The organism is Mesorhizobium sp. AA22, assembly GCF_001672375.2.
GTDB classification, from domain to species: Bacteria; Pseudomonadota; Alphaproteobacteria; order Rhizobiales; family Rhizobiaceae; genus Mesorhizobium; species Mesorhizobium wenxiniae.
Window position 1 is genome coordinate 4,333,183 of sequence record NZ_CP048406.1, and the last position, 19,345, is coordinate 4,352,527.

At 61.8% G+C, this 19,345-nt stretch carries 20 protein-coding genes; 7 read left to right on the top strand and 13 right to left on the bottom strand.

Features of this window, described 5'->3' with window-relative positions; translation table 11 throughout:
- Positions 1 to 71: 71 nt before the first annotated feature.
- From A9K68_RS20980 to clpP, 4 genes are all read right to left on the bottom strand, one after another.
- Positions 72 to 344 carry an HU family DNA-binding protein gene (locus A9K68_RS20980; protein ID WP_023798342.1) on the bottom strand — a complete coding sequence of 91 codons (273 nt, stop codon included), beginning with the start codon at positions 342 to 344 and terminating at the stop codon, positions 72 to 74.
- 195 nt (positions 345 to 539) lie between these two features.
- Entirely contained in the window at positions 540 to 2,951 is a 2,412-nt protein-coding gene (lon, locus tag A9K68_RS20985) for an endopeptidase La (RefSeq protein WP_065008096.1), read from the bottom strand.
- Between the two features lie 282 nt (positions 2,952 to 3,233).
- Positions 3,234 to 4,508 carry an ATP-dependent Clp protease ATP-binding subunit ClpX gene (clpX, locus tag A9K68_RS20990; RefSeq protein ID WP_029353486.1) on the bottom strand — a complete coding sequence of 425 codons (1,275 nt, stop codon included), beginning with the start codon at positions 4,506 to 4,508 and terminating at the stop codon, positions 3,234 to 3,236.
- 295 nt (positions 4,509 to 4,803) lie between these two features.
- Entirely contained in the window at positions 4,804 to 5,433 is a 630-nt protein-coding gene (gene clpP, locus A9K68_RS20995; RefSeq protein ID WP_065008095.1) for an ATP-dependent Clp endopeptidase proteolytic subunit ClpP, read from the bottom strand.
- Positions 5,434 to 5,762: 329 nt separating this feature from the next.
- On the opposite strand from clpP, the gene A9K68_RS21000 reads away from it, so the two are divergent.
- Positions 5,763 to 6,353, top strand: coding sequence for a hypothetical protein (locus A9K68_RS21000; RefSeq protein WP_065008094.1), 591 nt, complete (start codon positions 5,763 to 5,765; stop codon positions 6,351 to 6,353).
- Position 6,354: 1 nt separating this feature from the next.
- Here A9K68_RS21000 and A9K68_RS21005 read toward each other — a convergent pair whose 3' ends face one another.
- Positions 6,355 to 7,458, bottom strand: a complete 1,104-nt coding sequence (locus A9K68_RS21005) for an FAD-dependent oxidoreductase (protein WP_065008280.1) — start codon at positions 7,456 to 7,458, stop codon at positions 6,355 to 6,357.
- Between the two features lie 243 nt (positions 7,459 to 7,701).
- On the opposite strand from A9K68_RS21005, the gene A9K68_RS21010 reads away from it, so the two are divergent.
- The gene (locus tag A9K68_RS21010; RefSeq protein ID WP_065008093.1) at positions 7,702 to 8,970 is read left to right on the top strand and encodes a cytochrome P450; all 1,269 of its coding nucleotides are present in this window, start codon (positions 7,702 to 7,704) and stop codon (positions 8,968 to 8,970) included.
- Here the strand turns inward: A9K68_RS21010 and A9K68_RS21015 are convergent.
- From A9K68_RS21015 to A9K68_RS21040, 6 genes are all read right to left on the bottom strand, one after another.
- Positions 8,960 to 9,310, bottom strand: a complete 351-nt coding sequence (locus A9K68_RS21015) for a cupin domain-containing protein (RefSeq protein WP_065008092.1) — start codon at positions 9,308 to 9,310, stop codon at positions 8,960 to 8,962. The genes A9K68_RS21010 and A9K68_RS21015 overlap by 11 nt on opposite strands.
- Positions 9,311 to 9,331: 21 nt before the next feature.
- A complete protein-coding gene (locus A9K68_RS21020) occupies positions 9,332 to 10,612 on the bottom strand; it encodes an O-acetylhomoserine aminocarboxypropyltransferase (protein ID WP_065008279.1) in 1,281 nt (426 codons plus the stop codon).
- Between the two features lie 179 nt (positions 10,613 to 10,791).
- Complete coding sequence (locus tag A9K68_RS21025; RefSeq protein WP_065008091.1) at positions 10,792 to 11,313, bottom strand: CoA-binding protein; 522 nt, start codon at positions 11,311 to 11,313, stop codon at positions 10,792 to 10,794.
- Positions 11,310 to 12,086, bottom strand: coding sequence for an AAA family ATPase (locus A9K68_RS21030; RefSeq protein ID WP_065008090.1), 777 nt, complete (start codon positions 12,084 to 12,086; stop codon positions 11,310 to 11,312). Before A9K68_RS21030 ends, A9K68_RS21025 begins: the two co-directional genes overlap by 4 nt.
- Positions 12,087 to 12,096: 10 nt before the next feature.
- Positions 12,097 to 12,519, bottom strand: a complete 423-nt coding sequence (locus A9K68_RS21035; RefSeq protein WP_065008089.1) for a VOC family protein — start codon at positions 12,517 to 12,519, stop codon at positions 12,097 to 12,099.
- Between the two features lie 2 nt (positions 12,520 to 12,521).
- Positions 12,522 to 13,343 carry an enoyl-CoA hydratase gene (locus A9K68_RS21040; protein ID WP_065008278.1) on the bottom strand — a complete coding sequence of 274 codons (822 nt, stop codon included), beginning with the start codon at positions 13,341 to 13,343 and terminating at the stop codon, positions 12,522 to 12,524.
- 170 nt (positions 13,344 to 13,513) lie between these two features.
- Between A9K68_RS21040 and A9K68_RS21045 the strand changes: the two genes are divergently transcribed.
- The 4 genes from A9K68_RS21045 (at position 13,514) to rpsI (ending at position 15,938) form a co-directional block, all read left to right on the top strand.
- Complete coding sequence (locus A9K68_RS21045; protein ID WP_065008088.1) at positions 13,514 to 13,978, top strand: PaaI family thioesterase; 465 nt, start codon at positions 13,514 to 13,516, stop codon at positions 13,976 to 13,978.
- A gap of 18 nt (positions 13,979 to 13,996) precedes the next feature.
- The gene (locus tag A9K68_RS21050) at positions 13,997 to 14,725 is read left to right on the top strand and encodes a LysE family translocator (RefSeq protein ID WP_246811206.1); all 729 of its coding nucleotides are present in this window, start codon (positions 13,997 to 13,999) and stop codon (positions 14,723 to 14,725) included.
- A 264-nt stretch (positions 14,726 to 14,989) separates the two neighbouring features.
- Positions 14,990 to 15,454 carry a 50S ribosomal protein L13 gene (gene rplM, locus A9K68_RS21055; RefSeq protein WP_023798353.1) on the top strand — a complete coding sequence of 155 codons (465 nt, stop codon included), beginning with the start codon at positions 14,990 to 14,992 and terminating at the stop codon, positions 15,452 to 15,454.
- Position 15,455: 1 nt separating this feature from the next.
- A complete protein-coding gene (gene rpsI / locus A9K68_RS21060; protein WP_023717316.1) occupies positions 15,456 to 15,938 on the top strand; it encodes a 30S ribosomal protein S9 in 483 nt (160 codons plus the stop codon).
- A 20-nt stretch (positions 15,939 to 15,958) separates the two neighbouring features.
- Here the strand turns inward: rpsI and A9K68_RS21065 are convergent, their stop codons facing one another.
- A complete protein-coding gene (locus A9K68_RS21065) occupies positions 15,959 to 16,918 on the bottom strand; it encodes a LysR family transcriptional regulator (RefSeq protein WP_065008086.1) in 960 nt (319 codons plus the stop codon).
- 94 nt (positions 16,919 to 17,012) lie between these two features.
- Here A9K68_RS21065 and A9K68_RS21070 point away from each other — a divergent pair, with 94 nt between their 5' ends.
- Entirely contained in the window at positions 17,013 to 17,885 is an 873-nt protein-coding gene (locus A9K68_RS21070; protein WP_065008085.1) for an aldo/keto reductase family oxidoreductase, read from the top strand.
- Positions 17,886 to 17,940: 55 nt separating this feature from the next.
- Here the strand turns inward: A9K68_RS21070 and A9K68_RS21075 are convergent, their stop codons facing one another.
- Complete coding sequence (locus A9K68_RS21075) at positions 17,941 to 18,999, bottom strand: glycerophosphodiester phosphodiesterase family protein (protein WP_065008084.1); 1,059 nt, start codon at positions 18,997 to 18,999, stop codon at positions 17,941 to 17,943.
- Between the last annotated feature and the right edge of the window lie 346 nt (positions 19,000 to 19,345).

A 19,345-nucleotide genomic window follows, 5' to 3' on the forward strand; every position in this document is an offset into this window, starting at 1 on the left:
CCAAAGCGGGTGCTAAGGAAAAGCCGGGGAATGCCCGGCTTTTCTGGTCTCTGAAAAGGGTAAGAAGGCGCTTAGTTGACTGCGTCCTTGAGGCCCTTGCCTGCCGAAAACTTCGGCACGGTGCGCGCCGGAATCTGCACTTCCGCGCCGGTCTGCGGATTGCGGCCGGTCGAGGCAGCGCGTTTTGACACTGTGAAATTTCCGAAGCCGACAAGCCGGACATCGCCGCCCTTCTTCAGTTCGCCGGTGATGACGGAGAACACCGCATCAACCGCCGACTGCGCGTCACCCTTCGAAATACTCGCGGCATCGGCGACAGCGGACACCAGTTCGTTCTTGTTCATAAAAATTCCCTTCCATGAGAAACCGGAACGTACGACTCATCCGGCAGGAAACGGACTTTAGAAAGAAGCGCTTCCGCAACCAAGTCGAAAAGCGTCAAACGAGTCGAAAAAACCCCGGAATTCCGGGGTTTTTTCACATGAAAAAGCCGGGCGCTAGGCCCGGCTCTCTCTTGTGCATTGCAACTTTAGCAGTACCTAATGGGCGAGTGACTTGCCGGCGTCGTCCCCGGCATCCCCCGCAGCCGGCGCATTGGCTGGTTCGACCCAGTCGATCGGCTCCGGCATACGCACCAGCGCATGGCGCAAGACCTCACCAACCCGCGCGACCGGAACGATCTCCATACCGTTCTTTACGTTGTCCGGAATCTCCGCCAGATCCTTGGCGTTGTCTTCCGGGATCAGCACCTTCTTGATGCCGCCGCGCAGCGCTGCAAGCAGCTTCTCCTTGAGCCCGCCGATCGGCAGCACCCTGCCGCGCAGCGTGATCTCGCCGGTCATCGCCACATCGGCCCTGACCGGGATGCCGGTCAGCACCGAGACGATCGCCGTCGCCATCGCCACACCCGCCGACGGTCCGTCCTTGGGCGTTGCGCCCTCGGGGACGTGGACGTGGATGTCGCGCTTGTCGAACAGCGGCGGCTCGACGCCGAAATCGATAGCCCGCGAGCGGACGTAGGAGGCCGCCGCCGAGATCGATTCCTTCATCACGTCGCGCAGATTGCCGGTCACGGTCATGCGGCCCTTGCCGGGCATCATGACACCTTCGATCGTCAGCAACTCGCCGCCGACTTCCGTCCAGGCAAGCCCGGTGACGACGCCAACCTGATCGTCGGCCTCGACCTGACCGAAGCGGAAGCGCGGAACACCAAGGTAATCGGCGAGATTGTCCGCCCTGATGTCAACCGTCTTCTTCTTGGTCTTCAGGATCTCTGTCACCGCCTTGCGGCCGAGCTTCATCAGCTCGCGCTCCAGGCTCCTGACGCCTGCTTCACGGGTGTAGGTCTGGATGATGCCGCGAATCGCGTCCTCGCCGACGGAGAACTCCTTCGGCTGCAGGGCGTGATCGCGGATCACCTTGGGCATCAGGTGACGCTTGGCGATCTCGATCTTCTCGTCCTCGGTGTAGCCGGCGATACGGATGATCTCCATGCGATCCATCAAGGGCGCAGGAATGTTCAGCGTGTTCGCCGTCGTCACGAACATCACACTCGACAGGTCGTATTCGACCTCGAGGTAGTGGTCCATGAACGTCGAGTTCTGCTCGGGATCGAGCACCTCAAGCAAGGCCGACGACGGGTCGCCGCGGAAATCCTGGCCCATCTTGTCGATCTCGTCGAGCAGGAAGAGCGGGTTGGACTTCTTCGCCTTCTTCATCGACTGGATGACCTTGCCGGGCATCGAGCCGATATAGGTGCGCCGGTGACCGCGGATCTCGGCCTCGTCGCGAACGCCGCCCAGCGCCATGCGGATAAACTCGCGGCCGGTCGCCTTGGCGATCGACTTGCCGAGCGAGGTCTTGCCGACGCCGGGAGGTCCGACGAGGCACAGGATCGGCCCCTTCAGCTTCTTCTGGCGGCTCTGCACGGCGAGATATTCGACGATACGGTCCTTGACCTTGTCGAGGCCGAAATGGTCGGTGTCGAGCACGTTCTGCGCGAAGGCAAGATCCTGCTTGACCTTGGAGTTCTTGCCCCACGGTATCGACAGGATCCAGTCGAGATAATTGCGCACGACAGTCGATTCAGCCGACATCGGCGACATCGTCCGCAACTTCTTCAGTTCGGCTTCCGCTTTTTCGCGGGCCTCCTTGGAGAGCTTGGTCTTCTTGATGCGCGCCTCGATCTCGGCGGCCTCGTCGCGGCCGTCCTCGCCCTCGCCGAGCTCCTTCTGGATCGCCTTCATCTGCTCGTTGAGGTAGTATTCGCGCTGGGTCTTCTCCATCTGGCGCTTGACGCGCGAACGGATGCGCTTCTCCACCTGCAGGACGGAGATTTCGGCTTCCATGAAGCCCATCGCCTTTTCCAGCCGCTCCTTGACCGAAAGCGTGGCCAGCATCTCCTGCTTCTCGGGGATCTTGATGGCAAGATGCGAGGCAACCGTATCGGCGAGCTTGGAATAGTCGTCGATCTGGCTGGCGGCACCCACCACTTCGGGCGAGATCTTCTTGTTCAGCTTGACGTAGTTCTCGAAGTCGGTGACGACGGAACGGGCCAGCGCCTCGACCTCGACCTCTTCCTCATCCGGTTCGACCAGCGCCGTGGCGCGGGCCTCGTGGAAGTCGGGACGGTCGGTGAACGAAACGATTTTCGCGCGCGAAGCGCCTTCCACCAGCACCTTCACGGTGCCGTCCGGCAGCTTCAGCAATTGCAGCACATTGGCGAGCGTGCCGATGTCGAAGATGGCATCGGCCTCGGGATCGTCATCGGCGGCATTCATCTGGGTCGCAAGCAAGATTTGCTTTTCCTGACCCATCACCTCCTCCAGCGCCTTGATCGACTTTTCACGCCCGACGAAGAGCGGAACGATCATGTGCGGGAACACCACGATGTCGCGCAGTGGGAGGACTGCGAAGACGCCGTCGCTGGGAGCCCTGGATATTTTGGCCATTGTCCAACCTTTCTTGTCGCGACTGCCAATCGGCCAACCGCGAATCTCATATTAACGACCGAGGATCGTTCCGCCTACCACCGTTTGTGACGGGAGTTTTACAGCACAGAATTCGGCACCCCGGCCTTCCTCAGTTAGTTGGAGGCACGGGGGGCAAAGATCAAGGGTCAACACGAAACCGTTCATCCAATCTGTCACAATCCGTTCATCAAAAGTCGGCCCGTCCGCAAAGCAAAACGGCGCCTCACGGCGCCGTTTGAAATTCCACTGCAGGGGCTCACGTCAGGCGCTGACGTTGCCCTTTTTTTCCTTCTGCTCGGAATAGATGTAGAGCGGCCTGGCGTTACCGGACACCACCTCTTCCGAAATAACCACTTCGCGCACGCCTTCCAGCGCCGGCAGTTCGAACATCGTGTCGAGCAGGATCGCTTCCATGATCGAGCGCAGGCCGCGCGCGCCGGTCTTGCGCTCGATGGCGCGCTTGGCGATCGCCGACAGCGCATTCTCATGGAAGGTCAGGTCGACATTCTCCATCTCGAACAGCCGCTGGTACTGCTTGACCAGCGCGTTCTTCGGCTCGGTCAGGATCTGGATCAGCGCCGGCTCGTCGAGGTCCTCCAGCGTCGCCAGGACTGGCAGACGGCCGACGAACTCGGGAATGAGGCCGAACTTCAACAGATCCTCAGGCTCGACCAGGCGGAAAACGTCTCCGGTGCGGCGATCCTCGGGCGAAGCTACGGTGGCGCCGAAGCCGATCGACGTCTTGCGGCCGCGATCCGAGATGATCTTGTCGAGGCCGGCGAAGGCGCCGCCGCAGATGAACAGGATGTTGGCGGTGTCAACCTGCAGGAATTCCTGCTGAGGATGCTTCCTGCCGCCCTGCGGCGGTACGGAAGCGACCGTACCTTCCATGATCTTCAACAGCGCCTGCTGGACGCCCTCGCCCGACACATCGCGGGTGATCGAAGGATTGTCCGACTTGCGCGAGATCTTGTCGATCTCGTCGATATAGACGATGCCGCGCTGGGCTCGCTCGACATTGTAGTCGGCCGACTGCAAGAGCTTCAGGATGATGTTCTCGACATCCTCGCCGACATAGCCGGCCTCGGTCAGCGTCGTCGCATCGGCCATGGTGAACGGCACGTCGATGATGCGGGCCAGCGTCTGCGCAAGCAGCGTCTTGCCGCAACCGGTCGGGCCGATCAGCAAAATGTTGGACTTCGCCAGCTCGACGTCATTGTTCTTGCCGGCATGAGCGAGGCGCTTGTAGTGGTTGTGGACGGCTACCGACAGCACGCGCTTGGCGTAGGGCTGGCCGATGACGTAGTCGTCGAGAACCTTGAGGATCTCCTGCGGGGTCGGCACGCCCTCGCGTGACTTCACCATGGAGGTCTTGTTCTCCTCGCGGATGATGTCCATGCAGAGCTCGACGCATTCGTCGCAGATGAACACCGTCGGGCCGGCGATCAGCTTGCGCACTTCGTGCTGGCTTTTGCCGCAAAACGAGCAATAAAGCGTGTTCTTGGAATCACCGCCGTTGTTGCCGACCTTGCTCATTTTCATGTCCTTTCATAGCCGCCCGCCGATGGTCTGGTTGAAAGGGCGCATATCTCAATCTATCGCGGGAAATCGCCGCCGCCAGTATTCCGGCTCCCGCAACGCATTCCGTACGAAACACATATCAGAAAACGTCGCAATGATTCGCACCAACCCCGCACAAAGCTAAGCCGTCGAAAATCAACATAGGCTTAACGTAGGCAATTGCTCCCGTCGAGGGAACAGCCAATTGTGGCCGAAATGCCGCAAGCGGCATCAAAAAGCGGGTTTTCCCACCGGCCAACTGCCACCGGTCTTATGTGGCAATACCTTCGAGCGGCTCACGCGACGAAATGACCTTGTCGATGAGGCCGAAATCCTTGGCCTCGTCGGCGGTCATGAAGTGGTCACGGTCGAGCGTCTTTTCGATCTCGTCGTAGCTCTTGCCGGTGTGCTTGACGTAGACCTCGTTGAGACGACGCTTCAGCTTGATGATATCCTGGGCGTGGCGCTCGATGTCGGAAGCCTGGCCCTGGAAGCCACCGGAAGGCTGATGGACCATGATGCGGGCATTCGGCGTAGCGAAGCGCATGCCATTCTCGCCTGCGGTGAGGAGCAGCGAGCCCATCGAGGCGGCCTGGCCGATGCACAGCGTCGCCACCGCCGGCTTGATGAACTGCATGGTGTCGTAGATCGCCATGCCCGAGGTGACGACGCCACCGGGCGAATTGATGTAGAGGTTGATTTCCTTCTTCGGATTCTCCGCTTCGAGGAACAGAAGCTGCGCGCAGACCAGCGTCGCCATGCCGTCCTCGACCGGACCGGTGATGAAAATGATGCGCTCTTTCAGGAGCCGCGAGAAAATGTCGTAGGCCCGCTCGCCGCGATTGGTCTGCTCGACCACCATCGGAACGAGGTTCATGTAGGTTTCGACGGGGTTCTTCATGGATTATCCCTTATTGCGAGATGGGATTCCGGCGCCGGGAGATTAGCAAATCGGGCAGAATCGGTTTGGATCGTTATCCTGTAAATAGGATGTCGGCTCACCCTAGCGCAAGGCCGCCCCTCCTAGCCATCCGGTTAAGTCGAATCAAGGTTTCTGCACAGGATTCGCCCGAGGCTGCGTCGGCGCTAAAGCGGTGTGGCTGCGCTGCCGAGTAGCACTTTCTTAACCGCGTCGCTTAACGAAATATCTCGAAACTGCTTTCCCGCGATGGCGCTTCCCCTACAATTCAACGTTGAGCTTGCGCTGAAGGTTCAAACAGGGGGAGTGCCATGATCAGGAAAACTGCTTCCTCGGCCATCGCCAGCCTTGCTGTTTTCGGCATGGTGTCCGAAACGGCTGCCGGCGGACGCGCCGTCGAATGCTACGAGCCGGTCAACAGGCCGCCCGTTTACGACACCGTCCACGAAAAGGTGCTGGTCAGCCCCGGTGGCCAGATCGTCGACTACGATCCGCCAATCTACGGCACGCGCGAGAGCCTGGAGCAGATCGCTCCGGCCCGCGTCACTTACGAGGTGGTGCCGGCCGCCACGCGCACCGTCTACCACACGGTCAAGGTAGACGACGGCGGCTATGCCTGGGAATGGCGCATAATCCACGGCCGCAAAGTGCTGTGCAAGGTGTGGCGCAAGCCCCGATATGCGCGGGTCGCCGAAACAGTGGTGGTTGAACCCGAACGCACAAGGCGCGTGGTCATCCCTGCCGAGTATGAAAGCGTGGCCCGAGAGGTGCTGGTACGGCCCGAGCAGCGGCGTGTCATCGAAATCTCCCCGTCCTACCAGACGGTGGCACGGCGAGTGCTGGTCAGGGAAGGTTCGTCGGGCTGGCGGCGCGTTCATATGCCAAGGCATTGCCGGTATTAGGTCACACCGCCTCCGCCCGCAGCCAGGCCTTCAAGCCGGCGACGTCGTCATTGCCGACCGTCGCCGCCACGCGCCTGCCGACCGCCGCGCCGAACTTGTAGCCGTGGCCGGAGCAGGCCGAGACAACAAGGCATCTGCCTTTTTCATGAGCCAGAAATTTCTCGTCGGCGGTGAAGGTGTAGGCGCAGGTGACGACCTCGGTGATCTTGTATTCTTCGACACGGGCGATCGGCGGCGAAAACAGATCGCGGATCGCCTCACCCTCGCCCGGCACCGGCTGGCGGTTCCAGTCGGCGTCGCTGGTCGGCACCCTGTGCAGCCCTGAGCCGAATTTCATGCCGGCGCCGCCGGACGGCGGGATCACGTAGCCGTCGACAGCGCCGCCGACATTCAGGATTACGGGGGCTGCCTGCCATGCCGCTTTCAGATCCACCGGTGGTTCGACATAGGCGAGCGCCGTGCGCCAGGTCTTCAGTTCGCCGTCCAGTTCAGGAAACAGTTTCAGCACCCAGGCGCCGGCGGCGACGACGATGCGGTCGGCCTGCATCGTCTCGCCGCTTTCAAGCACGATGCGGCCGGCCTCGGCGTCAACTTCCACCACCTTGCTGTTTTCGTAGACATTGGCGTGGTTCACGCGCAGCCATCTAGCGAGGCAGGTCGCAATCTTGCGACAATGCAGCGCACCGCCGTCCGGTGAAAAATACGCGTAGCGGAACGAGCCGGGCTCCAGGAACGGCCAGCGTTTAGCCGCGGCGTCCGGCTCGAACAGTTCGAATGGATAGTTCCCAGCTTCCATGCCTTCGCGGTATTCCTCGGCTTCGTCTCCCGGCTCCCGCGAAATGCAGATGAAGCCGCGCGGATCGAGATGGTTTTCGCCGAGATCGGCCCACATCTCGTCCCAGGCCTCATAGGCTTCGGTGATCAGCCTGCCATAGCCCGCCGCTGCGCCATAGGCGCGGCGGATGATGCGATGATGATCGCCCGAGGCAGCAAGCGGATTGGGAATCGGTCCCTGCTCGACGATCGAGACCCGGTGCCCAGCTTTGGCCAGCGACCACGCCGTCGACAGCCCTGCAATGCCTGCGCCAACCACGATCACATTCATCAAGTCAGTCTTCCGCAGCCGCTTCGGCCGGCTCAACGCGCTTTTGTGCATGTCATTGTCCCAAAACCGCTTCACACTTTTGGGCGACATGCATCGGATTGTCGTGCGCCAACATACGGTCTGGCGCCAAGCTGGCAAGCCTTGGAGCGCCGCGCGTCGATGGACGCGCAACACTTTGAATCCGCGCATGATCCTTGCCGAAAACCGATTCCGGTTTTCGGGGTCATGCGCTAATGATCCAGAATGACCGATTTGGTACCACCAACTTACCTGGCCTTCGATCCAGCCACCCGCCATGTGCGGCTCGATCCGCACGAGCCGGCTTTCTTCCAGAATCCCTGTGAGGCCTATGCCTTTATGCACGGCCGATCGAATGTCATCTTCTGGGAAGAGTTCGGCTTCTGGTGCTTTGGCGGCTTCGACGACGTCAACCGGCTGCTGCGCGATCGCCGCTTCGGCCGCCAGAACCCGGCCGGCATCCCTGACCGCCGGAGCATAGACCAGGACCGCACGCATCTCAGCGCCTTCGACGGCATCGAGGCCAATTCGATGCTGGAACTGGAACCGCCCGTTCACACCAGGCTCAGAACGCTGGTCAACCGCGCCTTCGTCTCGCGTCAGGTCGAGCGGCTCAGGCCGCGCGTAGAGGCGCTGGCCAACGAGCTGATCGACCGTTTCGAACTCGGCCAGGTCGACCTGCTGCCGGCTTTCGCATCGCCTTTGCCGATCACCATCATTGCCGAAATGCTCGGCGTGCCGGTCGAGATCGGGCCGCAACTGCTCGACTGGTCGCATCAGATGGTCGCCATGTACATGCATGGCCGCACACGTGAGACGGAAGAGACGGCCAATCGCGCGGCGCGGGATTTTTCGGATTTCCTGCGCGGCTATGTTGCCGAGCGGCGCAAAAACCCCGGCGACGATCTGTTGTCGCTGCTGATCTCGGCGCAGGACGATGGCCAAAAACTCTCCGAGGACGAACTGGTGTCCTCGGCTGTCCTGCTGCTCAATGCCGGCCACGAGGCGACCGTCCACCAGACCGGCAATGCGGTGCACGCGATCCTCGCGCAAGGCGGCGACCCCCGCCGCTTCTTCACCTCGCCACAAACGACAGCCGCCACGGTCGAGGAATGCCTGCGCTTCGACGCGCCGCTGCACATGTTCACGCGCTATGCCTATGAAAAGATCGAGGTGGGTGCCGGTGTCATCGTGCGGCCGGGCGAGACGATCGGCCTGCTGCTCGGTATGGCCAACCACGACCCGGCGGCGTTTGCCGAACCCTTCGCCTTCAGGCCGGATCGTGCGGACCAGAAGAACGTCTCGTTCGGCGCCGGCATTCATTTCTGCATCGGCGCGCCGCTCGCCCGGCTCGAATTGCAGGTATCGCTGAAAACCCTGTTCGACCGGCTACCGCGGCTCTATCTCGCCGAACAGCCGCGCTTTCGCGACACCTATCATTTCCATGGGCTGGAAACGCTCGCCGTGCACACCGGACAGGTGATCAAAGCTTGATCACATACTCCTTGCGAGTCGTTTCAAGCACTTCCCAGCTGCCCTTAAAGCCCGGCCTGAGCACGAAACTGTCGCCGGCCCTGACGGTGCGCGCCTCCCCGCCCTCCTCAGCGACCACTGAAACGCCCGACAGGATGTGGCAGAACTCCCACTCGTCATACTCGATGCGCCATTTGCCCGGGGTCGCCTCCCAGATGCCGGCATAGAGCCCGCCGTCGCGCTCCTCGACATTCCAGGTGCGAAATTTCGGATCGCCTGAAATCAGACGATCCGGCGCCGGCGCGCCAAGTTCCGGTTCGATGCTGTCGACATTGACGGAAAGAAATTTCGGCGCGGTCATGGAAGCTCCTTCCAAGCAGAATCAAACGTTGGCGAGAGCCTGTTCCAAATCGGCGACGATGTCGTTGACATCCTCGATGCCAATCGAGAGCCTGACCGTATCCGGCCCAGCGCCTGCCGCGACCTTCTGCTCGTCGGACAGCTGCCGATGCGTGGTCGATGCCGGATGGATGACCAGCGACTTGGTGTCGCCGACATTGGCAAGGTGCGAGAACAGTTCGAGCGCCTCTACGAGTTTGATGCCTGCCGTATAGCCGCCCTTCAGGCCGAAGGTGAACACGGCACCGGCGCCAAGCGGCGAGTACTTCTTCTGCAGCGCATTGTTCTTGTCACTGGGCAGGCCAGGATAGGACACCCAGGCGACCTTTGGGTGGTTAGACAGCCACCCGGCGACGGTGACCGCATTGTCGCAATGGCGCTGCATCCTGAGCGGCAGGGTTTCCAGCCCGGTCAGGATCAGGAATGCATTAAAGGGCGAGATCGCCGGGCCCATGTCGCGCAGGCCAAGCACGCGCGCGGCAATGGCGAAAGCGAAATTGCCGAAGGTTTCGTGCAAGACGAGGCCACCATATTCGGGGCGCGGCTCCGACAGCATCGGATATTTGCCGGATTTCGACCAGTCGAAGGTGCCGCCGTCGACAATGGCGCCGCCGATCGAATTGCCGTGGCCGCCGATGAACTTGGTCAGCGAATGCACGACAATGTCGGCGCCATGCTCGATTGGCCGCACCAGATAGGGCGAGGCCAGCGTGTTGTCGACGATCAGCGGCAGGCCGTGCTTGCGGGCGATATCGCCGATCTTCTCGATGTCGACGAAGACACCGCCCGGATTGGCCAGGCTCTCGATGAAGATCGCCTTGGTCTTTTCGTCGATCTGGCTTTCGAAGGTCGAGATGTCGTTGGTGTCGGCCCAGCGCACCTGCCAGCCGAAATTCTTGAAGGCGTGGCCGAACTGGTTGATCGAGCCGCCGTAAAGCCTTGTCGCGGATACGAAATTGTTGCCGGGCTGCATCAGATTATGGAAGACGAGCACCTGCGCGGCATGGCCCGACGCCACGGCCAACCCCGCCGTGCCGCCTTCGAGTGCCGCGATACGCTCTTCCAGCACCGCCTGCGTCGGGTTCATGATGCGGGTGTAGATGTTGCCGAAGGCCTTTAGCCCGAACAGCGACGCGGCATGGTCGGCATCATCGAAGACAAAGGAGGTCGTCTGGTAGATCGGCGTGGCACGCGCGCCGGTCGCCGGATCGGGCTTGGCACCCGCATGGACGGCGAGTGTGTTGAAACCGGGCGTGCGGGTCATCGAATACCTCCCCTGAATGCTGAATACTGAATGCTGAATGCTGAATGGTGAATGGTGAATGGTGAATGGTGAATGGTGAATGGTGATGGCAAAGTCGGCCAGCCTCATCCTGATTGCAAGCGGCTCATATGCCGCTTTGCCCGCCTTCCAGAAAAATCCTTCTATTCACCATTCACTACCTATTTCTGGCGAACGCCGAAGCTCTGGAATCCCGGCCGCATCAGCGGCTTCTTCGACGACAGCACGCCGGAATTAACGCCGGTCCAGCCGATTTCGCCCGACAGCTTGCCATATTCGATCTTGGGGCAGCGGTTCATCACCACCTTGATGCCGGCGGCCTCTGCGCGCGCCGCCGCCTCGTCATGGCGCACGCCAAGCTGCATCCAGATGACTTTCGGCAACGGATCGAGCCGCAAGACCTCGTCGACGACGCCCGGCACTGCCGTGGAGCCGCGAAAAACGTCGACCATGTCGATCGGCTCGGGGACATCGGCGAGCCTGGCATAGGTCATCCGGCCAAGGATTTCCTTGCCGGCCTGGCCGGGGTTGATCGGGAACACCGAAAATCCCTTGCCCAGCAGGTATTTGAGCACGAAGTAGCTCGGCCGGACATCGTTGGCGGACGCGCCGACCATGGCGATGGTCTTCACCGAATTGAGGATGCCGGCGATATAGGCATTGTCGTAGGCGTCGTGGTTCATGCCTCGTCCTCATACAGAGCTTCGGCGAGAAAACCATCCGGGTCGTTGCAGAAACTGCGCATCATGCGGAAATGATCGGTATCGTGAAAATCGGTCGGGTCGAGGCCGAAGCGGCTAATGCGGAACAGCCGCGCGCCGGGACAGGCCATCAGCAGCGGCGAATGCGTCGCCATGATCACTTGCGCCGTGCCTGATAGATCCATCCGCCGCAGCATCCTGATCAGCTCGATCTGACGCGTCGGCGACAAAGCGCTTTCGGGCTCGTCGAGGATGTAGATGCCTTGCCGGCGGCAGCGCTCCTCGAAGAAGCGGATGAAGCCCTCGCCATGCGACCAGGACAGGAAATCGGGCGGCGCCGCACCAGAATCCAGCGCCGCTTGGTCGAGATAGCGCGCCACGGAGTAAAAAGATTCGGCGCGAAAGAACCAGCCGGCGGTGACCTTTGGCAGCCAGTGGCCGCGCATCGTTGCGGCGAGCGCCGCGCCGCTCTTGTCGATGGCGCGGGAGTGGTCGATGGGCATGTAGCCCTTGCCGCCGCCGGCTTCATCGTATCCGGCCAGCGCGCCGATCGCCTCGAGCAGCGTCGATTTGCCGGTGCCGTTCTCGCCGACGATGATGGTGATCGGCGTGGTGAATTCGAGTTCGAAATCGTGGCTGCGGAAGATCGGCAGATTCCAGGGATATTTTTCCCAATCTGCGACACGGCTGGGCTCGATCAGGATGCGCTTGAGATAGGGCGCATTCAGCCGCGTCAGTTGCTTACGAGGAGCCATGCGGCGGCGGTCAGCCCGGCAGCGAGATGCTGCCGTCTTCCGCGATCGGAAAAGCCGGATTGTGCGCCACTTCCCAGACATGCCCTTCCGTGTCGGCGAAATAGCCATACCAGCCGCCCCAGAAGGCGCGACCGGCCGGTTTGACGATACGACCGCCGGCCTTCTCGGCCATTGCCAGCATGTGATCGACTTCCGTGTCGGAGCGGGTGTTGTAAGCGAGGTAGATCGCCGACGGCGCCGTGCCGAAGGTGATGCCTGAATCCTCTTCGGCGCTTTCGCGCGGAAACAGCCCGAGAATGACGCCGCCCATCTGGAAGAAGGCGACGCCATCGGTGATTCCAGCATGGCGGGTCAGGCCCATCGCCTCGTAGAAGCGTGTGGCGCGCTCCAGATCGTCGACGGCGATGGTGATAATGGAGATGCGGGGCTCCATGTCTATTCCTCCGTCCATTCCGGCTTGCGTTTGCCGATGAAGGCGCCGATGCCCTCTTCCGCGTCGCGCGCCAGCATGTTGTCGACCATGACGCGGCCGGTATAGGCATAAGCCGCGGCAAGCCCCATCTCGGCCTGCGCGTAGAAGGCTTCCTTGCCGGTCTTCACGACCAAAGATGATTTGGCGGCAATGGTTTGCGCGTATTTGGTGACAATCTGATTCAGATATTCGCGCGGCACGACCCGGTTGACGAGGCCGAATTCCTTGGCCGTCGCAGCATCGATCGTCTCGCCGGTCAAAAGCATCTCCATAGCGTGCTTTCGCGAGACATTGCGCGACAGCGCCACCATCGGCGTCGAGCAGAACAGGCCGATATTGACGCCGGGCGTGCAGAAGGTCGCCTCATGCGAGGCGATCGCCAGATCACAGCTCGCGACCAGTTGCGCCCCCGCGGCCGTCGCCAGACCATCGACCTCGGCGATCACCGGCCTGGGATGGCGCACGATCGCCTGCATCAGCGCCGCGCAAGCGGTAAACGTCTCCTCGAAGAACGCCTTGCCGCGGTCGGGATCGCCACGGTGCGCGGTCATTTCCTTGAGATCGTGGCCGGCGCAGAACACCTTTCCGGCGGCCGCCAGGATGATGACGCGGACGGATCTGTCTGATTTCGCGCGGTCGAGTTCCGCCGTCAGCGCCGCCATGACCGCCAGCGACAGGGCATTGGCCGGCGGATTGGCGAGCGTGAGGCGCAGGACGCCCTTGTCCAGCCTCGCCACGACAGGACCTTCGGCAACAGCCGGCTTGATCGCGACGATTTCAGCCATTTCTCCAACCTTTTCATCGGCCAGCGGCATCGCATGCGCGAGCCATGGAACAAAAGAACTAGCACGCTGCCGATTGAAGAACAGTCGTCAGACGTGTTTTCTCATGAGTAACAATTGGCCCAGCCGCCTTATTCGGCAAGCCGAGATCAGCACGATCAACGAGGAACATAATGGCCGAGCAGAGCAACCTCAAACCGGTGCTAACCGCGGCCGAAGTCAATGCCTTGATGGAAAGCGTCTATCCCCAGCTCAACAACCAGTTCACCTTCTACGAGGCGATCGACGTGTTTCCCGGCGGCTGCACGGTGCGGCTGAATGCCGGCGAGCGGCATTTGCGCCCTGGCGGAACGGTGTCGGGCTCGTCGCTGTTCACACTGGCCGACATAGTAGGCTATGTCTGCGTGCTTTCGCATGCCGGGCCCGATGCGCTTTCTGTCACCACCAATCTCAATATCAATTTTGTCCGCAAGGCCGAGGCCGGGCCGATCGACGGCCATTGCCGCATCCTGAAGCTGGGCAAGAGCCTGATGGTGTTCGATATCGACATCGTCGCCGGACCGGACGGACATACAGTGGCCCACGCCACGGGAACCTATTCGATCCCGCCGAGGAAGAGCTTTCAATCGCAAGCCTGATTTGCCGGCGAATACGTTTTGCGCTCGTTCCAAGCGAACCCAACGGAACGAAACGTCCGACAAAACGTTCGCAGCACCAGTCAGACCCGCAAAAACATGCCCGAACTTCCCACCTATCTGGCGTTCCTGGTCGCAGTGCTTGGCTATCAGCTGTCCGGCCCCGGACCGGACATGCTTCTGGTGATCAGCCGCGGTATCGGACAGGGCCGGCGGGCGGCACTGGCAACGGCGACCGGCTGCGTTTTCGCAGGCGTGATCCAGATTCCGTTGCTGGCAATGGGACTTGCATCGCTAATCACGTCCTCGCCTATCGCGTATGGCCTGCTGCAAGTGCTCGGAGCGGCGTACCTCATTGCAATCGGGACAAAGTTCTTGCTCGTGCGCAACGAAGCGGAAACAAACAGCATCGTCGCGGCCAAGGAGGGAGGCCTGGCGGGCGCCTTTTGGCAAGGCATGATCTGCAACCTGACCAACCCTACCGCACTCGTTTTCATGCTCGCAGTGCTGCCGCAGTTCGTCCATGCCTCCACAGGATCGTCGGCGATGCAGTTTGTCGTACTCGGGACCACCATGAAGGCTACGGGCCTTCTGGTCCTGGGGGCTGTAGCCTTCGCCTCAGGTGCGGTCGGCGCCTGGCTGGCACGCAACTCCGGTTTTCTTGTCTGGCAAGAGCGCCTGGCCGGTGCGATCATGATCGCCGTCGGCATCAAACTGCTGCTGGCCGCAATTATTCCGGGCCGGCGCTAAACCAAGTTTGATGGATTCGAATGCGGTATAATGATACCTCAACTACAACCTGTTAATTTTACACAATAATCCTTTTATGATGACGGGAAAAGCAGCTTGACTGCATAACTCTCCTCCCCTATAAGCCTTCACGAAGCAGCGGCCCCGCAAGGCCGCCGTTTTGTTATTGGCGGCGGGCAAGCGCTCACGGTCAATCCAAGCAACAAGAAACGCCTTTCCTTGTCGTTCGTCGATGGGGAAGGTCCGAACCGAAAGCAACAATTCATGGCAACCTTTTCGCAGAAGCCTGCGGATGTGGTGAAGAAGTGGGTGCTGATCGACGCCGAGGGTCTCGTCGTCGGCCGTCTCGCCACTGTCATCGCCAATCATCTTCGCGGCAAACACAAGCCCACCTTCACCCCACATGTCGACGACGGCGACAACGTCATCGTCATCAATGCCGACAAGGTGGTGTTCACCGGCAAGAAATTCACCGACAAGGTCTATTACTGGCACACCGGCCATCCCGGCGGCATCAAGGAGCGCACCGCGCGCCAGCTGCTCGAGGGCCGTTTTCCCGAGCGTGTCGTCGAGAAGGCCGTCGAACGCATGATCCCGCGTGGCCCGCTCGGCCGTCGCCAGATGAAGAATCTCCGCGTCTATGCAGGCACGGAACATCCGCATGTCGCCCAGCAGCCCGTCACGCTCGACGTGGCCAAGCTGAACGCCAAGAACAAGAAGGTTTCGTAAAATGGCTGAGCTTTCCTCGCTCGCAGAACTCGGAACTGCCACCGGCAACACCAACACGCAGCCGGCTGCACCCGTCCATGTCCAGAAGCTCGACAAGTCGGGCCGCGCCTATGCCACCGGCAAGCGCAAGAACGCCATCGCGCGCGTCTGGGTGAAGCCCGGCTCCGGCAAGATCGTCGTCAACGACAAGGTGTTCGCTGAATATTTCGCGCGTCCGGTCCTGCAGATGATCCTTAACCAGCCGATCATCGCCGCCAACCGCGCCGGCCAGTACGACATCGTCGCCACGGTCATCGGCGGCGGGCTTTCCGGCCAGGCCGGTGCCGTGCGCCACGGCATCTCCAAGGCGCTGACCTATTACGAGCCGGCGCTGCGCGCCGTGCTCAAGAAGGGCGGCTTCCTGACCCGCGACAGCCGCGTCGTCGAGCGCAAGAAGTACGGCAAGGCGAAGGCCCGCCGCTCCTTCCAGTTCTCCAAGCGCTAGGCTCTACGCAGCCGCATAGGTCAAAGGCCGCCTTCGGGTGGCCTTTTTCTTTGTGCCGACTTCGCTGAATGTCGGGATCGATCGGCCGATGCCTTGATGAAGTCGATAAACGCGCGCAGTGGAGCCGGCACGAGACGTTGGCCGGGATAATAAAGGAACGGCCCCGAGAAGCTCTGCCACCAGGGTTCGAGGACGGGTTCGAGCACACCGCTTTCGAAATGCGGGCGAAGCCAGTCCTCGAAGAGGCTGACAATGCCGGTACCGGCAATGGCTGCATCGACGGCGAGATCGGCCGCCCCGCCCAGGGTCACGAGAAGCGGCCCCGCCGGATCGACCTGCACCACCTCGCCGTCTCGCTCGAATTCCCAAAGCGGCATCGCGCCGCTGGCGAATCGGCCGCGCAGGCAGGCGTGCCCGAGAAGATCGCGCGGGTGCTCAGGCCGGCCTTGGCGATCAAGGTAGGCGGGGCTGGCAGCGGTGGCGAAGCGCTGCACGCGCGGCCCGATCGGCACCGCGATCATGTCTTGTTCCAGCCGCTCATCGTAACGGATCCCGGCATCGCACCCCGCCGCCAGTACGTCGACAAAGCTCTCCTCGGCGATCACCTCCAGCCGGATGCCGGGATAGGCAGCGAGAAACCCCGGGACGATGCTGGGCAGCACCAGCCGCGCCGCGCTGACCGGCACGTTGAGGCGCAACGTACCTGCCGGCCTGTCGCGGAAGCCATTCACAACGTCGAGGGCCGATTCCACCTCGGTCAAGGCTGGGCCGAGCCGGGCCAGCAAGCTCGCGCCCGCTTCGGTCAAGACGACGCTGCGGGTCGTCCTGTTGAGCAGCCTGACGCCGAGCTGCGTCTCGAGGCGGCGCACCGCCTCGCTCAAGCCCGACGCACTGCCGCCGCTGGCGCGGGCGCCATCGCGAAAACCCTTGGCCCGCGCTACGGCCACGAAGGCGTTCAGGTCTCCGAGGTCGATCTTCATTGTTCGATATTCCGTACAACCCGTGCGGAATGTACCCAATTATCGTGAGATCGGATAGCGCCTATCTCAGCGTCATCCTGAACGGAGACAGACTATGTCCAGAATTGACCTTTCCGGCATGTTCACTCTCGGCGACCGCACCGTGAAGCGGCTCGGCTACGGCGCCATGCAACTCGCAGGACCCGGCGTATTTGGTCCCCCCAAGAACCATGGCGCGGCATTGGCCGTGCTGCGCGAAGCTGTTGCGCGCGGGGTCAATCACATAGACACCAGCGATTTCTACGGGCCGCACGTCACCAATCTGCTTATCTGTGAAGCGCTCGCGCCCTACCCGGACGACCTCGTCATTGTCACCAAGATCGGCGCCCGGCGCGGCGAAGACGGATCATGGCTGCCGGCCTTCTCGGCCGAAGAGCTGACCCAGGCGGTGCACGACAATCTGCGCAATCTCGGGCTCGACGTGCTGGACGTGGTCAATCTCAGGATCATGTTCGACGCGCATGGCCCTGCCGAAGGGTCGATCGAGGCGCCGCTCACTGTGCTGGCCGAGCTGCAGCGACGCGGTTTTGTGCGCCACATCGGGCTAAGCAATGTCACGTCAGGACAGATCGAAGAGGCGCGACGGATCGCCGAGATCGTCTGCGTGCAGAACCAGTACAATGTTGCGCACAGGGGCGACGATGCTTTGATCGACAAACTCGCCCGCGACGGCATCGCTTATGTGCCGTTCTTTCCGCTCGGCGGCTTCAACCCGCTGCAGTCGTCTACCCTATCCGGCGTCGCTCAGCGCCTCGGCGCCACACCGATGCAGGTCGCGCTCGCCTGGCTACTCGGGCGCGCGCCCAATATCCTGCTCATTCCCGGCACCTCATCGGTCGCACATCTCATTGAGAACCTTGCCGCAGCCGAACTCCGTCTGCCGGAGGATGCCGCCAGGGAATTGGACGGAGTAGCGATGGCCGCCTGACAGCGGGCTGGCGACCATCCAGGGAAGCGGCTCCCTTGCCCCGCTCCGATCCAGTCTAGTTGATGCTTGCGGTGTTCGCCGGCTCCGCCGGCCGCGTCTCATCAGAATAAGGCACGCGGTAGCCGTTCGCTGCCAGCCAGTCGATCGCCGCTTTCGGCTCGTCGGTCTGGATGATGGTGGCGCCGCGCTCGGCCCAGAAGCCGTACGTCTCGCGCGGTAGACTGGCGAGCACCGCCAACTCGTCGCCGCGACCGCCGGCAAGGAAGCCGCCCGGCTTATTGACGATAGCGTAGGTATTGGCCCAGATGTGCCAGTCGCCCCTTATCGCGGCCGCGCGCATACGGGGGCTGAACAGCGGACCGCCGGTGTCGGTCAGCGTCTCCGATCCCGCGCGCCAATTGATCATCTCGACCGCGCGCGGCGAAAAGATCCCGCTGACTTTCTCGGCGAAACCGGCGTCGCGAACCGCGTCATCGGCGATAATCGGCATGAACTGGAAACCACTGCCGATCGCGCCCATGGCGGCTTTGACAGTGGTGATTCTGGCCGGATTCCACAGGTTCTCCTTGACGATCACCTGTTCGGCCATGCCCAGATCGCGCGCGACTGCGATCATGCCGGCCAGGCTGTCGACATCGAGCTTGTTGTCGATGTTGATGAGTATCCTGTCCTTGGTCGCCATCAGCATTTCGCGCAGCGTCGAAACCGGCTCATCGGTGACAGCGCCGGTGCCTTCGATCACCAGTCTGCAGGTTTTGAGCTCGGCCAGCGTGCGCTTGATCACCTCGCCATTGCAATTCGTCGTGCGGTCGAGCCAGCTGTCATGCATGACGACGAACTGGCCGTCCTTCGAGCGCCTGACGTCGACCTCGACGATTTCGGCACCCAGCGCGATCGATGCCTCGACGGCGGCGATCGAGTTCTCCGCATAGAGCGTCTTGCGGGCCTGCATACTGCCGGCGCGATGTGCCGCCACCATGACATGGTCGCGCCACTGGTTGGCGTGTTCGAAACGGTCGAGAATTTGTCTGGCGCGTGTTTCGCCTGCCGATGCCGTGCCTGTGAAGAGCACCGAGGCGGCGGCAAGCAGAAGGTTCAGCCAGGTCGTTCGCATGAGAATCGCTCCGTACCGGATGCAAACCCGGTTAAGCGAGACACGTGACAGCCTGGTGAACAAAGCCGGCTTCGCAAATGCCGGAAGTCCGGCCAATGCCGGCTGGAGCGGCCGTTCTGAAACCTCGAACCGGCAATCAGCAGGTCGCCGGCCATCAGCTTGCCGAGATGCTTGGCGCGCCCATATCTGTTCCGCTCCGCGGCCGACACCATTCCGCGGACACGGCTATCTACTCAAGGTTGCATTCATGCCTACCTACGCAATTTCCGGGTTGGCCAATACGGGCTCACCTGGCAAGCAAGAATTTGTGACCGGGCTCGAATGGCCCAGGCCTCGGAAGGGGTCG

What these genes read in the sequence shown, in the direction of transcription:
- A9K68_RS20980 (WP_023798342.1), bottom strand. Translation starts at nt 344, where the DNA reads ATGAACAAGAACGAACTGGTGTCCGCTGTCGCCGATGCCGCGAGTATT.
- lon (WP_065008096.1), bottom strand. Translation starts at nt 2,951, where the DNA reads ATGGCCAAAATATCCAGGGCTCCCAGCGACGGCGTCTTCGCAGTCCTC.
- clpX (WP_029353486.1), bottom strand. Translation starts at nt 4,508, where the DNA reads ATGAGCAAGGTCGGCAACAACGGCGGTGATTCCAAGAACACGCTTTAT.
- clpP (WP_065008095.1), bottom strand. Translation starts at nt 5,433, where the DNA reads ATGAAGAACCCCGTCGAAACCTACATGAACCTCGTTCCGATGGTGGTC.
- A9K68_RS21000 (WP_065008094.1), top strand. Translation starts at nt 5,763, where the DNA reads ATGATCAGGAAAACTGCTTCCTCGGCCATCGCCAGCCTTGCTGTTTTC.
- A9K68_RS21005 (WP_065008280.1), bottom strand. Translation starts at nt 7,458, where the DNA reads ATGAATGTGATCGTGGTTGGCGCAGGCATTGCAGGGCTGTCGACGGCG.
- A9K68_RS21010 (WP_065008093.1), top strand. Translation starts at nt 7,702, where the DNA reads ATGACCGATTTGGTACCACCAACTTACCTGGCCTTCGATCCAGCCACC.
- A9K68_RS21015 (WP_065008092.1), bottom strand. Translation starts at nt 9,310, where the DNA reads ATGACCGCGCCGAAATTTCTTTCCGTCAATGTCGACAGCATCGAACCG.
- A9K68_RS21020 (WP_065008279.1), bottom strand. Translation starts at nt 10,612, where the DNA reads ATGACCCGCACGCCCGGTTTCAACACACTCGCCGTCCATGCGGGTGCC.
- A9K68_RS21025 (WP_065008091.1), bottom strand. Translation starts at nt 11,313, where the DNA reads ATGAACCACGACGCCTACGACAATGCCTATATCGCCGGCATCCTCAAT.
- A9K68_RS21030 (WP_065008090.1), bottom strand. Translation starts at nt 12,086, where the DNA reads ATGGCTCCTCGTAAGCAACTGACGCGGCTGAATGCGCCCTATCTCAAG.
- A9K68_RS21035 (WP_065008089.1), bottom strand. Translation starts at nt 12,519, where the DNA reads ATGGAGCCCCGCATCTCCATTATCACCATCGCCGTCGACGATCTGGAG.
- A9K68_RS21040 (WP_065008278.1), bottom strand. Translation starts at nt 13,343, where the DNA reads ATGGCTGAAATCGTCGCGATCAAGCCGGCTGTTGCCGAAGGTCCTGTC.
- A9K68_RS21045 (WP_065008088.1), top strand. Translation starts at nt 13,514, where the DNA reads ATGGCCGAGCAGAGCAACCTCAAACCGGTGCTAACCGCGGCCGAAGTC.
- rplM (WP_023798353.1), top strand. Translation starts at nt 14,990, where the DNA reads ATGGCAACCTTTTCGCAGAAGCCTGCGGATGTGGTGAAGAAGTGGGTG.
- rpsI (WP_023717316.1), top strand. Translation starts at nt 15,456, where the DNA reads ATGGCTGAGCTTTCCTCGCTCGCAGAACTCGGAACTGCCACCGGCAAC.
- A9K68_RS21065 (WP_065008086.1), bottom strand. Translation starts at nt 16,918, where the DNA reads ATGAAGATCGACCTCGGAGACCTGAACGCCTTCGTGGCCGTAGCGCGG.
- A9K68_RS21070 (WP_065008085.1), top strand. Translation starts at nt 17,013, where the DNA reads ATGTCCAGAATTGACCTTTCCGGCATGTTCACTCTCGGCGACCGCACC.
- A9K68_RS21075 (WP_065008084.1), bottom strand. Translation starts at nt 18,999, where the DNA reads ATGCGAACGACCTGGCTGAACCTTCTGCTTGCCGCCGCCTCGGTGCTC.